The 14286-nt window shown below is 41.3% G+C and carries 15 protein-coding genes; 1 reads left to right on the top strand and 14 read right to left on the bottom strand.

Annotation, left to right across the window (positions count from 1 at the left end; genetic code table 11):
- Window positions 1-44: 44 nt before the first annotated feature.
- The 5 genes from nrdI to GMD4S_RS02825 form a co-directional block, all read right to left on the bottom strand.
- Window positions 45-515, bottom strand: a complete 471-nt coding sequence (nrdI, locus tag GMD4S_RS02805; RefSeq protein WP_000724244.1) for a class Ib ribonucleoside-diphosphate reductase assembly flavoprotein NrdI — start codon at window positions 513-515, stop codon at window positions 45-47.
- 76 nt (window positions 516-591) lie between these two features.
- Entirely contained in the window at window positions 592-1125 is a 534-nt protein-coding gene (locus GMD4S_RS02810; RefSeq protein ID WP_000740038.1) for an ABC transporter permease, read from the bottom strand.
- Window positions 1126-1183: 58 nt separating this feature from the next.
- Window positions 1184-2470, bottom strand: a complete 1287-nt coding sequence (locus tag GMD4S_RS02815; RefSeq protein ID WP_000278921.1) for a response regulator transcription factor — start codon at window positions 2468-2470, stop codon at window positions 1184-1186.
- An 11-nt stretch (window positions 2471-2481) separates the two neighbouring features.
- Window positions 2482-4152 carry a sensor histidine kinase gene (locus tag GMD4S_RS02820; RefSeq protein ID WP_000800572.1) on the bottom strand — a complete coding sequence of 557 codons (1671 nt, stop codon included), beginning with the start codon at window positions 4150-4152 and terminating at the stop codon, window positions 2482-2484.
- Window positions 4130-4744 (bottom strand): YesL family protein, encoded by a 615-nt coding sequence (locus tag GMD4S_RS02825; protein WP_000514461.1) that lies wholly within the window; start codon window positions 4742-4744, stop codon window positions 4130-4132. Before GMD4S_RS02825 ends, GMD4S_RS02820 begins: the two co-directional genes overlap by 23 nt.
- A gap of 133 nt (window positions 4745-4877) precedes the next feature.
- Here GMD4S_RS02825 and GMD4S_RS02830 point away from each other — a divergent pair, with 133 nt between their 5' ends.
- Entirely contained in the window at window positions 4878-5447 is a 570-nt protein-coding gene (locus GMD4S_RS02830) for an MptD family putative ECF transporter S component (RefSeq protein ID WP_000739510.1), read from the top strand.
- A gap of 174 nt (window positions 5448-5621) precedes the next feature.
- On the opposite strand, the gene dltD is transcribed toward GMD4S_RS02830, so the two are convergent.
- From dltD to GMD4S_RS02875, 9 genes are all read right to left on the bottom strand, one after another.
- On the bottom strand, window positions 5622-6794 hold the full coding sequence (gene dltD / locus GMD4S_RS02835; RefSeq protein WP_000593512.1) for a D-alanyl-lipoteichoic acid biosynthesis protein DltD: 1173 nt from the start codon (window positions 6792-6794) through the stop codon (window positions 5622-5624).
- Between the two features lie 47 nt (window positions 6795-6841).
- A complete protein-coding gene (dltB, locus tag GMD4S_RS02840; protein ID WP_001105737.1) occupies window positions 6842-7996 on the bottom strand; it encodes a D-alanyl-lipoteichoic acid biosynthesis protein DltB in 1155 nt (384 codons plus the stop codon).
- A gap of 158 nt (window positions 7997-8154) precedes the next feature.
- Window positions 8155-8847, bottom strand: coding sequence for a methionine ABC transporter permease (locus GMD4S_RS02845; protein WP_000137509.1), 693 nt, complete (start codon window positions 8845-8847; stop codon window positions 8155-8157).
- A gap of 1 nt (window position 8848) precedes the next feature.
- The gene (locus tag GMD4S_RS02850; protein ID WP_000085691.1) at window positions 8849-9910 is read right to left on the bottom strand and encodes a methionine ABC transporter ATP-binding protein; all 1062 of its coding nucleotides are present in this window, start codon (window positions 9908-9910) and stop codon (window positions 8849-8851) included.
- Window positions 9903-11276, bottom strand: a complete 1374-nt coding sequence (locus GMD4S_RS02855) for a M20 family metallopeptidase (protein WP_000231793.1) — start codon at window positions 11274-11276, stop codon at window positions 9903-9905. The genes GMD4S_RS02850 and GMD4S_RS02855 overlap by 8 nt, the downstream gene beginning before the upstream one ends.
- A 118-nt stretch (window positions 11277-11394) precedes the next feature.
- Window positions 11395-12249 (bottom strand): MetQ/NlpA family ABC transporter substrate-binding protein, encoded by an 855-nt coding sequence (locus tag GMD4S_RS02860; protein ID WP_000694511.1) that lies wholly within the window; start codon window positions 12247-12249, stop codon window positions 11395-11397.
- 154 nt (window positions 12250-12403) lie between these two features.
- Window positions 12404-13246, bottom strand: a complete 843-nt coding sequence (locus GMD4S_RS02865; RefSeq protein WP_000724967.1) for an amino acid ABC transporter substrate-binding protein — start codon at window positions 13244-13246, stop codon at window positions 12404-12406.
- Between the two features lie 103 nt (window positions 13247-13349).
- Window positions 13350-13673: an AzlD domain-containing protein gene (locus GMD4S_RS02870; RefSeq protein ID WP_000253936.1), complete on the bottom strand. Its 324-nt coding sequence runs from the start codon at window positions 13671-13673 to the stop codon at window positions 13350-13352.
- On the bottom strand, window positions 13663-14286 hold a 624-nt coding region (locus GMD4S_RS02875; RefSeq protein WP_000630714.1), incomplete at its 5' end, for an AzlC family ABC transporter permease. The genes GMD4S_RS02875 and GMD4S_RS02870, both read right to left, overlap by 11 nt.

Below are 14286 nucleotides of genomic sequence, written 5' to 3' on the forward strand. Positions count from 1 at the left end.
TACTCAAAAGCAGTTGAAAATCTCAACTGCCCCTCAGTACTACTTTATTTTTCTGTCTCTAACTCATACAAGTCTGCAATGATTGCTGCGACTTTTTTAATATCTCCCAGCATGCCTCTCATTTCAAAATCTGCTAGAACGGGGAAACCAAAACGCTGGCTGTACTGCTTGGCTGTTAGGCAGTATTGATTGTTAAAATTGCGATTACCAGATCCCACTACCCCAAAACACTTACTAGCATTGTCTCCATAAGCGATAAAGTCGCCCACTGGAGTCGTTAGAATCTCAACATCGCCGTTATCGACACCATTTCCACCTTCCAGATAGGTCGGCAAGAAAGCGACATAGGGATGTTCCATTTCAAAGAATTCTTGGCCTTCCTTGACCAAATCCTTGATATGGATTTTTTGGACCTCAATTCCCTCATACTGAGACAAGAGATAGTCCTTGAGTCGGGTTACAAAACTCTCTGTATTCCCACTCAGACTGATATACACTAGGGATATTTTTTTCATGTTGACCTCGATTTTTTGTTTACGATTTAAAAAGAACTAACAAGATTGTAACTTGATAGTCCTTTTTTGTCAATACTTAGGCAACTTCTTCTGCTTCGACTTCTTCGGCCAAATCTTTTTGTTGGCGCCACATCTTGTAAAAGACTAAGGCTAAAAAGAGAACATTGATAATGATGAACAAAATATTCGTTCCTTGTGCAAATGCTCCCATTCCTAGGCCGAGGGTAGAATCTTTGATTAATTGAACCGCATCTTGAACATTCATATAGCTATAAACCAAACCAACAATCGCTAGTAGAACATAGCCAATATAAGCATAGTTTGCGAATTGCACATTTTTACGTACTAGAAATACAAAGGCTACTACAACTAAAATTGCAGATAAAACAATCAACAACGTATTAAAAATAGAGTGCGATGACGCTGTTACTTGGTAAGTATAGTTGACTGTGTCTTCTAATTGCTGAGCAGTAAGCGTCCCGCTATTCGCCAGGCTAGCACGAAGCACATCTTTACTTGGCAATGGACTCAAGATTCCAAATAATGACATAGATGAAATGAGGGCTGATAAGACTAACAAAACCCAAAGATAAATAGGATTCTTTTTCATGTTTTCCTCCAAAAGATATTTTGAACATTATAGCATTTTTTGTACAGGAATACAACTTTTACAAGCTAGTTTCAACTTGTTTCCGATAAGCTTTCGGTGATTTTCCGCACAATTTACGGAAAACCTTATAGAAATATCCAACATTACTATAGCCAACTGCATAGCAAATATCTTCGATGCTATCACTGGTCGACAGTAAGAGTTGCTGCGCTGCCTTAATTCTCTGTTTATTGAGCAATTCCGCAAAGGTTGAGTTGGTTTCCCTCTTGATCAGCTGACCGAGATAGACAGGATTGATAAAGAGATCCTTGCTAATATCCTTAAGTGAGAGCTCTTTCTGATAATCACGCCCAATCACCTCCAGAACGCTCACCACATTTTCATTCATGCGATACTGGCCAAAGAACTTGGTCAAGGTTTCTTTGATATAGGCAACCAATTCTTCAAAGGTGTTAATGGCATGGATAGCTTTGACAATCTCGGTCATATCATCTGCTTTTAGGTGTTCAAACAAATGAAAGACATCCATGACAAACTGGGTAAAGAGCTGCTTCGTGATAGCCACGCGCGGGGTATTCTCCAAGACGACCTTCTCTAGCAAGGTTAATTCTTCGATGATTTGATTGATATTCCCTTGGATAATCACCCGATAAATCGGCTCGTAATAGGCAAACAAACTCTCGGATTTTTCTAGATTAACTGAACCGTAGAAGAGGGCTTTTTCAGCGTTGATCTTCCAATTCTCAAAGGACTGCTGGTAGGGTGCTTCAAATGGTGTCACGACGATGCCATCGAGCGGTTGATCAGAGATGAAAATCTGCCAGTCTTGCCCCAAAACATAGTAAGGAATGGTAAAAGAACCCTGCTTTTCCTTGGATAGACCAATCCACCAGCTGTCTTTACCTGACAGGTAGTTCGTAAATCCTGTCTCATCCAATTCTTGACTGAGGGTCTGACTTTGTTCCACCTTTTCCTGAAGCTGCTGCGCAATTTTTTCTAATAAATTGCCCAACTCCACCTTGTCTACTGGCTTGACCAGATAATCCACGACACTAAGGTTCATGGCTTTTTTAACGTACTCAAACTCCTGATAACCAGACAGCAAGATATAATAGGTATCTGGAAGTAGCTCTTTCATTTCCCTAATCATCTCAAGTCCGGTCTTATCTGGCATGTTGACATCGGAAATGACCACATCTACTGGATTTTTCTTAACATAGTCCAAAGCATCATCTGCGTGATTAGCTGTTGCGACGACTTGCATATCCCATTTTTCAAAGGGGATTAATCGCTTGAGCCCCTCTGTCACCATGTACTCATCGTCTACTAATAAAACTTTATACATTTCTACCCTTTCTATTCATCCTGGATAGTGATATGGTAACGAACACCTTCTTGCTCAGCTGACTCTACACTGATTTGGTAGCGATCCCCAAAGTAGAGAACAAAGCGTTCGTGTACATTTACTATTCCAATTGATTGCCGCTCCCCACTATAGCTTGCCTCGTGTTCAAAACTTCGTTGAGCTAATTTTTCTTGCAAGCTAGCTAGTTTCTCAGCGGGCATTCCTCGACCATTGTCTTCCACTAGGATTTCAACGAAGCCTTGGCCCTTCAAGGCTTTGATACTGATGACATTATCCGTTCTGCGATGGTCAACACCATGGGCAAAGTAGTTTTCTACCAATGGTTGGAGTGTAAATTTTGGAATCCTCATTTCTTCCAATTCTGGTGCAATCTTGAAACCATAGGCAATGGATTTAGGATAACGCACCATGCAGAGATAGCTATATTTTCGGCAAAATTCCAACTCCTGCTTCAAGGTCGTTTCCCGCTCGTCAGAGATATTGTTGCGTAACAAGCTACTAAATTCATAGATAATATCTGCCAGTTCATCCTGACTTTGCATGACGGCATACATCCGTAAAAACTCCAGAGTATTGTACATAAAGTGAGGATTGATTTGAGCCTGCAGGGCTCGCATATTGGCATCTTTTTGACTGAGCTCTAGCTGATAGATATCATGGATATTTTTTTCCAGGCGGTCCAACATATCATTGGTTGTTTCTGCAATGAGAAGCAACTCTTGGTCTTTTTCAGAGGTATCGATTCGAAGGCCTTCTTCTCCTTGAGCAATCACCTCGATCGAATCTACTAGGTCTACGACCTGCTTTTGGTAATTTGAGAAAGTCTGTCTAAGGGTCACGTACAAAATGATGATAAAGAGAATACTTAGCCCAATAGTGACAGCTGAACTCGTCAAAGTTCCTGTAAGAACAAAATTTTTAGGAACAGCAACTCGAACCTGATAACCATGAGAGGTGACACCCACAAACCAGTTTTCTCGCTCGGCTGAGACCTTCTCCCCAATATGGAACATCTCAGTCTCAAAAGGCGAAGTTACTGTTACAGCCATTGGGATATGACCCCGAGTATTGTCAATAGCTCCATGTAAAACATCTGGGGATAGAGAGATATAGATCACTCCTAAATCCTTGTCAGACACAGGATCAGAAACAGGAATAGCAAAACTATTGGCTGTTGGCTTAAAATCCTCCGCAGGAACTTTCTCTCCACTGCGTTTTTCTCTAGTCGAAACATATACTTCCTTGTAGTCCTGAAGAACAATAGCCACTCCAGTCACAAAATCATTCCGAACATAGAGGTCATCAATATTTTCATACAGGGAAACCGAGATATAAGGCGAAGTTTTACGCTCTAATTGCCAATAGAAATAGTCTGGTGTGCTGAGACTGAAATACTTGTAAATCCCTTCGATGCGGGCCTGATTTTCAACCAAAGACTGAGCAAGTTGGGTTGACTCTCTGTGATAGTATTCCACTTCACTCACTGTCCGAGTGGTCACACGTTCTGCAACCCGTTGGGCCTCTTTCTCACGCGAGTCCCAGTCAGCATACGATAGCATAATCGCAAAACTGGCAATGACCACGATCATAACCAAACTATAAATCCGTAAAAGAGAGTGAAGCCAAAACTGCTTCATTCTATTTTGTCGCCAATTTTTCATGGATACTTTCATAAATAGGTTCCAACATATCACTGATAAAGAAATGCCACATTCCAATTCCTACAAAAAAGAGCAAGGCAGGCATATAATAACCAACTCCTACAAGGAGAGTCGTCCCGAGTAAAACCTTGGCAATCGCAGGTAAGCTCATAAAAATCCCGATAAGGGACAGTTTCAAGGTATTTTGGTAGGATAAATCAAAGTACACCTGAAGTTTCAAGGAAACAGTGTAGGCTAGAAAGACAAGAGCAACTACAAGGACGTTGAGAAAGGTCGCCAAAAGGTGGAAAATCGTCTGGTGGGGCAATTGAACTAGAAGATACAAACCATAAACTAGGACAAGATCCACAAACACAAAACTATAGAAAGCCAAATTACTCTTGACAAAATTGCTCTTATACAATTCCCAAGCTTCCTTCAAATGGTAGGCTCGATAGGTATAACCATGCTCCGCATACAAACTCATCAGGGTGGCACTAGCTGGTGCCAAACCAAAGACCACTCCTCCTGCTAGTGTTAATAGCCAGAAATAAGCCGTCGCAATCATTCCCAAAAAGATACGATTAAAGACGAATTCTAGAAACTTTCCCATGCTACTCTCCTTAAACTAACGATGTAACTATTATATCATATTTCAAGCGTTTTCAAAAATTTAGAACTCCCATTTACAATCCTCAAAAAGCGTGATACAATTGGTTTTGTTAATTCACATCAAGGAGATTCTCATGAAGAAAAATATCTTAACCACCCTCTTGGCCGCCGTCCTCTACTTTCTCTGTGTAGGGATTGGAGTCTTCCTAGGACACCTGGTCGATCAAACAGGCAATATGTTCTACGCGCCGGCCTTTTCTGCCCTTGTCGGTGGCAGTGTCTACATGCTTCTTTTGACGAAGGTCCCTCGTTTTGGCGCTATCACCACTCTGGGACTTTTTATGGCACTTTTCTTCCTAGCTAGCAAGCATGGCGCTGGTGCCTTTCTCCCAGGACTCGCCTGTGGTCTTGCAGCAGATGCCATCGCTCGTCTCGGCAACTACAGAGACCGAATCAAAAACACCCTCTCCTTCCTCGTCTTTGCTTTTAGCACAAGTGGTCCTATCTTTCTCATGTGGATCCGTCCCAAAGCTTACGTGGCCACTTTACTTGCGCGTGGGAAATCCCAAGAATACATTGACCGTATCATGGTCGCTCCAGAGTTGGACAAAATCCTTCTCTTTGTTTCAAGCATCCTCCTAGGTGCCTTGATTGGGGCTGTGGTTGGGCAATTTCTAAGTCAAAAAATAGCTGATAAACTATAAGGTAAAAGCCCTGAAGACTAGCAATGCCTAGCTCCAGGGCCTTTTTGTATACAATCTTAAAATTCACTATAGATAAATTCTTGAATATTCGAAAAATCGGTCACAAAACAGTAGATCACGATGCTCAAGATGACCGTATAGAAAAATAGTGTCCACAAGATTAAACGATGTGTGTTAGTTAGCTTGGTTTGCAAATTTGTAAAGTTCTTTTTCAACTTCCATCCATCCTTTCACTCCAACGTGCATCACGTCAAATAAAAAGTAATCATCATACTCTCTGTTTCCATAGTTTAATACGGTTGCACCATGGCTTTTTGCGACATCTTCTATTTTTTTATAAGTTTTTTCTCGCATCTCTCTTGAGACACCAGTGTAGTCATTCCATTTCCCGTTTACTGGGAAAATAATAACCTCAACTTCAATGCCCAATTCTTTAGCAACTGTCAAGAAGAGTTCCATATCTGAATATTCTGGTGACTCTAGGTAGCTCAAATCTTTATTGGAATCTTTCAGCGATGCATAGCGATCTTTTAAGTAAGTATTGTAGTAGTTATTATCAACAGCATAGTCATTATTGTCTGTTTTCTTTTTGACCTCTTCCACAAACTGATCCGTCATCTTTTCCCAATCATAGTCTGGGGTTTTGTCTCCTAGTGAAGGATAATCTGATTTAGCATGTTTTTGATAAAAAGTCTGTTTAAGCTTAAAGGAATACATCGCGTTATCTAACTCTAATAGTTTTTTATCAACAATAGTTCCTTTTCCATCTATGAAATAACTTTTGTATTTTTTGTAGATGTCATTTTGTTGCTTATTTCCTTTGGTAATCTCGATAATGCGATTGATTATTTTTTCTTTCGTTTCTTTACTAATCTTATCATTATCTAGCATGTGAAAAATATGTTCCTGAGAAGCCTTGTTCAAAAAGGCATCTTGATGGGTCCCATCTTTTTCAAACCACTGAACCGACTCTACTATAGCTACTTTTCGCTTACTCATTGATCCTTCAATAGAGCCCAAGGTCGTAGCCTGAATGATGTTTTGAGAATAACTGGTCCCAATCTGCATGATATTAAAATCGTTGTAGTTAAAAATTTTATTTGGATGATAGTCTTCATTTATCGTTGCGACCAACTCTGAGGAACCCATTAGAACCAGTGTATTGGGGGTGATATTGCTTGTTAGAATATCTCTACTTTTATACTTTTCATACGAGGTGCTATAACGAATACTGTTATCCTTGACTTTATAATAATCATCAATCTTCTTGACATACGTCACATTTAAAAGGGCAAGCGTCGCAATTACGAGCACAAGCGATAGTAAAAATGCTTTTAATTTAATCATCTCGTTTTATCCTATCCCTTCGATCTAGCCTATTTCTTTTCAATCTCTTATCTCTTTAAAATCGTCAGTAAGATTTTATAGGGTTCACCTGAAAAGATAAAGAAACCAATCATAACCAAATTCATGGTCACAAACCAACTTAGTAGCTTATACCAGTTTTTGTTTTTATTTTTCTTATAAAAATTGCTTTTCTTTTGATACACTTCAAATCCAGCCATCAAGACACCATGGTAAAAACCATAGACAATGTAGCTAACACTGAGACCATGCCAAAAACCCATGACCAACATATTGATCATATAGGCATAGGTTGCATTGTGTAGTCTATTTTTAAACCATTTTTTCCTGATAACCTGCATCAATACTCTTGAAAATACAAAATCTCTCAACCAGGTCGACAAGGTGATATGCCATCTAGTCCAAAAATCCTTGATATCGACACTCAAGAAAGGTTTGTTAAAGTTCATCGGTGTCTGAATACCTAGAATATTACTACTTCCAACGGCCATTAGACTATAGCCTGCAAAGTCAAAGAACAGATACAAGGTATAGAGGTACATATACTTGATTGAGTAAACGACTGTGCCAGTATTATTTAGAGCGAGTAACATCTGATAAACATAGGTTGATAAAACAATCTTGTAAAGGAGTCCTAGAACGATACGATACACACCGTCCCCTGCTAATTCTAGATACTCTTTTCGGGGCATGACCTCGTTTATCTCTTTTAAAAATCTCCTACTCCGATCAATTGGACCAGCACTAACTGTTGGGAAAAAGAGCAAAAACTGTAGATAATCTTTTACACTGATTTTTTCTTTGATTAAGCCATCCGATATCTCTAGCATGATCTGAATGGTCTTAAAGGACATGTAAGAAATTCCAATAAAGGCCAACAAATGCAGAGAAGTCAGAGCAAAGACTTTATTGATCACCAAAGGAAGGATGGAAAGGAAAACCAGTGGTTTCAGCCACTTTGCCTCTATCCGCTGTGCTAGAAAAACCAGAAAATACTGGTAAACGATAAAGGCGAGCAAATAGACAATCATCGCTCGACTCTTACCATAGATAGCTCCTGCAAATAAGAGGGAGAGGGCCAAAATATAGTAGTCCTTACGTTTTTCAAAAAAGTTTACCACAAAACCAATCAGTAAAACTACAAACAAGAGAAGGAAAAACTCATTCCCCTCGAAATAATTCATACCAGCCAAACTCCTTTACATTATCATCCCTTCTACAGCAAAGTTTCTGACTTGCTAATTGGGGACCTTTGTTTATTATAGCATATTTCTAAAAAGAAGCTTTATCCTTCTTGCATTTCGGTTAGAAAACAAAAAGGAGTCCCGTTGAACTCCTTCCATTATTTATGACTTAATTTCTTGGTCAAGAAATCTCCCAAGAACTGGATTGTAAAGATAATCAAGATGATAATAATGGTCGCCAAGATAGTCACATCGTGATTGTAACGATTAAATCCATAGGCAATGGCTACGTTACCAATACCACCAGCTCCAACCGCACCGGCCATAGCTGTTTCCCCAACAAGGGAAATCAAGGTCACAGTCGTCACACGAATCAAATCTGGAAGACCTTCTGATAGGTAAACACCCACGATGTCCCAGAAGGTCGCTCCGCTCGCTTGAGCCGCCTCAATGACACCACTATCTAACTCAGCCAAGACAACCTGCACCTGACGGGCAAAGAAGGCAAAGACCGCAAAAGAAAGTGGGACAAGGGCTGCATTTGGCCCGATACTTGTTTTGACAATCAAGTGAGACAGTGGCGACATGATTGCCAAGAGGATGATAAATGGTACCGCACGGAAAATAGAGGTAATCTTGTCTAAAATCCAGAAGATAACCTTATTTTCCAAGACACCGCCTGGCGCTGTCAAGACGAGGAAGAGACCTGCCACCAGCCCCAAGAACCCTCCGATGATGAAGGAAAGAACTGTCATATAAAGAGTTAGGTAGATGGCTGTTCCCCAGCCTGCCTGACCAGCCCAGCCCATCTTATAGACATTTGGTAGATAAGTTTGAATCAACTCTGTCATTTTACTGTCCTCCCTTCAATACTTTTAACTGGACGCCAGCCTGACGGATGGCATCTTGGGCACCTGCTAGTGCTGCTTTTTCACCTGACAAGACCACCACCAATTCTCCGACAGGAGTGCCATCGAGAATTTCGATATTTCCATAGAGGATATTGGCCGTTACTTGGTAATGTTTGTACAATTCATTCAAAAGTGGTTCATCTGTCGAAGCCCCTGCATACTTGAGCTGCACTAAGATACTGTTCTCAGATAAATGTTCTACGATTTCTTGCTTCTCAATCTTGACCATGGCTTCATCAATACCTGTAGCTGTTGAGATAAAGTCCTGTGTCAAAGGTTGTTTAGGGTCTGAGAAGATTTCAAGGACACTGCCTTCTTCAATCAAACGGCCATCCTGCATGACCGCCACACGGTTGGCAATGTCTTTGACAATCTGCATTTCATGCGTAATCAAGACAACCGTCAAACCTAATTTCTGGTTCAAATCTTGCAACAAGGCCAAAATCTGCTTAGTTGTCTTAGGGTCGAGGGCAGACGTTGACTCGTCTGAAATCAAAATTTTCGGATCATTTGCCAAGGCACGCGCAATGGCTACACGCTGTTTTTGCCCTCCTGATAGTTGTGAAGGGTAGTTTTCAGCACGATCCGCCAAGCCAACCAAGTCCAACAACTTAGCTACTTTTGCTTTCTTTTCTTCCTTGCTGAGTCCAGAATGTTTGAGGGCAAAGGCCACATTTTCCTCTGCTGTCTTTTGACTCATTAGGTTGAAATGCTGGAAAATCATCCCGATATCTTGACGTTTGCGACGCAACTGCTCTGCCGTCAAGGTTACCTTGCCATCAAAAATGACGTCGTTATCAATGGTAATTTTCCCAGCAGATGGTTTTTGCAAGAGGTTAATCACCCGTACAAGGGTTGATTTCCCTGCTCCAGAATATCCAACGATTCCGTAGATATCCCCTTCTTGGATGTGAATAGTCACATCCTTGACCGCTGTGATGGTTCTTTTCTTTTGGTGAAAAGTCACATCGATCTGATCTAACTTGATAATATCTCTACTCATAGCTTCTAATCAGCTCCTCTACTAATTCAATATGGGTGTAGTAATCGGCGATTCGCACATTTTCATCTCCACCGTGATCTCGGCTATTGGCATTTCCTAGACCGAAGGCCACCATTGGTACCTCTAGGGCATCAAAGACCGTATGCATAGGTCCTGTTCCCGCTGTGGTCGGCAAGACTGATACGCCTTGTGGATAGAATTTCTTGGCCAACTCGATTACGTTGAGAATGGCTGGCGCGCTCATATCGCTTCGATAGCTCATCTCTCCCAAGGTATAGTATAATTCTACCTTATCAAAGCCATTTTTGTCTAGCTGTTTCCGAATTTTTTCCAGAACATCATGCGGTTCTAGACCAGGAACCAAACGAACTTCTAGCTTAGCACTGGCTTCTGCTGGCAAAATCGTTTTAACCCCTTGCCCTTGATAACCTGACTGAATCCCTTCGATATTAAGGGCTGGCTCGAAAAAGAAACGTTTTAGGAAGGCTACACGTTCCTCTTGTAAGAGAGGCAATTCCAAGCCATAAATGCGACTGATTTCCTCAGGATTGCGTTGGGCGTAGGTATCCACCAAGGCTAGTTCTCGTTCATTTGGCTCTTGAACATCCTCGTACAAGCCTTCTACTAAGATACGCCCATCTGCTGCACGTAGGCTACTTAAAGCCTGGATAAGATACCATGGAGCTGATTCCACGACACCACCATAACTCGAGTGGATATCCACATCCGCACTTTTTACCTTGGCATCAAAGGTCACAATGCCCTTGTTTCCTCCAGAGATTTCCAGCTGTTCCAAGGCGTTCTTGGTCCCTTGTTCCCAGACTAGTAAATCCGCCCCACGAAGTTTGTCTGCATGTTTCTCTAAATACTTGTCTAAATCCATAGAAGCAGACTCCTCTGCCCCTTCCATGATAAAGCTGATATTGACTGGCAGATCATCGTGGTGCTGCATATACTTTCTCAGAGCACTCAAACGAGCCGTGATATGGCCCTTGTCGTCGTCAACACCACGCCCATACATAAATCCATTGCGGACCGAAAGCGTAAAGGGATTCTCTGTCCACACCTGATCTCCGTCCGCTGGTACAGTGTCATAGTGGTTATAGAAGATCAAAGTCTTAGCATCTGGACGCGAACTCTTGAAATGCGCCATGACAAAGGGAGCCGTATAGCTCTCATCAATCTCCACTTCAGCCCCTACACGCTTGAAAATCTCACCCAGATAGTTTGCGACCTCCTTGAGTCCAACCTGCTGGGCAAAGACTGATTTCTTGGAAATCAAGGTACGCAAAACTTCAAAATAATGCTGGGCCACATGATCCTTCTCAAATTTTTCAATCTGCTCTTGTTCGCTAGGAAAAACCATTTTCTCTCTCTTTCTACTACGTACTTGTGTCCTCAGAACGACCACAAGTGCCTCTTTAAAATCAACTCTCTATACAAAAGTAAGAGGTGGAAACTCTCTCCCACCTCCCTATGTCTTATTACCAAACTGGTTGGTCCAAACCGTCTGATGTTTCTTCGATAACTTTTTTCACTTCATCAGTGTGGTAAGCTGCGATAATTTTCTTGATGGCATCAGCCTTAGGTGATGATTCCCAATCTTTTTTCGCAACAATGATGTTGTACCATTGTTTTGAGTTTTCATCAGCTTGTTCTTTGAAGAGTGCTTTCTTGTAGTCCAATTTTGCTTCTGTAACGAAGGTATTGTTTACAACGGCAGCATCAACTGATGACAATGAACGAGCTGTTTGACTAGCGTCCAATTCAGTAATCTTCAAGTTCTTTGGATTTTCCGTGATGTTAGCAACTGTTGCAAGAGCAGTTCCAGAAACATCCAATTTGATCAAACCAGCTGATTGAAGCAAGTAAAGTGCACGGCTTTCGTTTGTTGCATCGTTTGGTACGGCGATTTCACCGTTATCTGGGATTTCTTCCACTTTAGTGTACTTGTTTTCTTCCCCATTTTTACCTGAGTAAAGGCGGATTGGTGAGATGTAGGTATCTGCAATCGCTACAAGGTCTTTCCCGTTTTCTTTGTTCCAGTTGTTCAAGAAGTTGTAGTGTTGGAAAGCATTCAAGTCTACTTCGCCATCAGCAGTTGCCTTGTTTGGTTGTGAGTAGTCTGTGAACTCTGTGAATTCCAATTTAATTCCATCTTTTTCAACCAATTCTTGGATTTTATCCCAACGCGCTTCTTCAGAACCGCTACGGTTAACTGTTGCAATTTTGACAACTGTTTCGTTGTCTGCTTTCTTTTCTGAATTTCCGCAAGCTGCAAGAGTCAAACCTGCGACTGTAGCAAGAGCTGCTAAACCGAGCCATTTTTTAATTTTCATGATTCTTTCTCCTTTAAAAATAATACCGTAATAGTATCTCATACTTTATTTGAATTAGCAAATTGTTATTAGATAGGCAGACATATAGTTTGAAACTATATACCTGAAAATTGAGAAATCATCCGTCTTTCTCAGACTGGATGATTTCATACGACTATTTAATATCAGCTTCTGCTGGAAGGTAAGTATCTCCAAAGAACTGTTTAGACAATTTTTCAAGAGTTCCGTCTTTGTAGAGTTCTTGGATACGTTTGTCTACAAATGATTTCAACTCATCTTGACCTTTAGCAAGAAGTGGGTAAACGTAAGGTTGTTGGTCGCTTGGAAGTTCAATGACTTTCAAGTTGTCCAAACCTTGGTTCTTGATAACTGTTTCAACACCAATCTTATCAAAGATCTTGTAGTCAAACTGACCATCGCTCAAACGAGACATGATTTGTTGGAAATCAGCCTTGGTATAGTTAAGAACCGTTGGATTGTCAGCGTGTTGTTTGTTATAATCTTCTAGCTGTTTAGCTGATGTTGTCCCTTGAACGACCTCAGTAGACTTGCCTCCGATATCATCAAGTGACTTGATGCTGTCGTCGTCTTTCTTCACAACGAGAACGTTAGGGTTTTTAGCAGTTGGAGCTGCATAAAGGTACTTTTCAGCACGTTCTTTGGTATAGCTGATATTGTTCACCGCCATTTGATAACGGTCGCTATCAAGACCTGCAAAGACACCTGACCACTCTGTCTTTTCAAACTTAACATCGTATTTGTCAGAGTCTTTAAAGATAGCACGGACTACTTCAATCTCATAACCAGTCAACTCACCATTTTCTTCGTAGTTAAATGGTTTTGGTGAAGCATTGGTTGCAACGATAATTTCTTTCTTACCAGATGCTGCTTCGCTAGTTGCAGTATCTTTCTTATCTCCACCTGAACAAGCTGCTAGTACACCTGCGGCAACAAGTCCTAGAGCAGCAAGAGATGAATATTTGACGATTTTTTTCATGTCATTTCCTCCAAAATAGAATACTTTACTATCTTAACAGAAAATATTTTTTTTCGCCATTATATGATATCTATCTCGGTGATAGGTTTTTTTTATGGCTGATTTAAAAGACCAGACGCAAGACTGCAATCAAGACTACCCCAAAAAGAACCGTACCTACTAGATTGCGGTAGCGAAAGGCTACCCAAGCCGTTGGAAAGACTGCTAAAAAGTCCAGCCATTTGATTTGAGGAAGACTGCCAACTTTGCCAGTCACTACGCTTGAAAGAATCAAGGCAAAGATAATGGAAACAGGCAAAAACTTCAAAAACCGCTCGACGATAGCTGGCAAGCCCTTGTACTTAACCAAGATGAAGGGAATCATACGGGGAATCCAAGTCACTAGGCCTGAAAAGATAACGGCTAACAAAAGATATTTACTGACCATCTAAGACCACCCCCATAGTGCAACCTAGCAAAGTCGCAAACAGAACAGCTAGCGACTGAGACACCACTGTCAAGAGCAAAAAGAAGGACACCGCAACAACGGCTAGGATCCGCAGCAGATTGCGGACAGGAACCCGTCTTTGCATAATCTGAAATTGCGAAGTAAAAATCCCGATAAACATTCCTACAAGGGCAAAGTCCAATCCAAAGACCTCAGGATTTGGAAGAAGCCCACCTAAAGCTGTCCCCGCCACTGTCCCAATAAACCAGGCTACATAACTATTGAGATTGTTCCCGTGCATCCACATGGGATGGACTTTATCTGTATGGGCTAATTCGCCCATCAAAACCCCATAGGTCTCATCTGTCAAGAGACTGGACATGCCGATATTTTGCCAGAGACTAGTATGACGGAAATAGGTCGATGCATGCAAGCTCAGTAAAAAAAGTCGCAAGTTGATCAAAAAAACTGTCATAGCAATGGCTGCCACAGGCGCTTGGACCGCAATCAGTGCCAACATGGCAAACTGGGCGCTCCCAGCATAAACAAAGAGGCTCATCAAGCCCATCTCAACAGGTGTCACATAGGGCGCACCGATAATCCCACAAGCCAG

It is taken from the genome of Streptococcus sp. GMD4S (assembly GCF_000296955.1).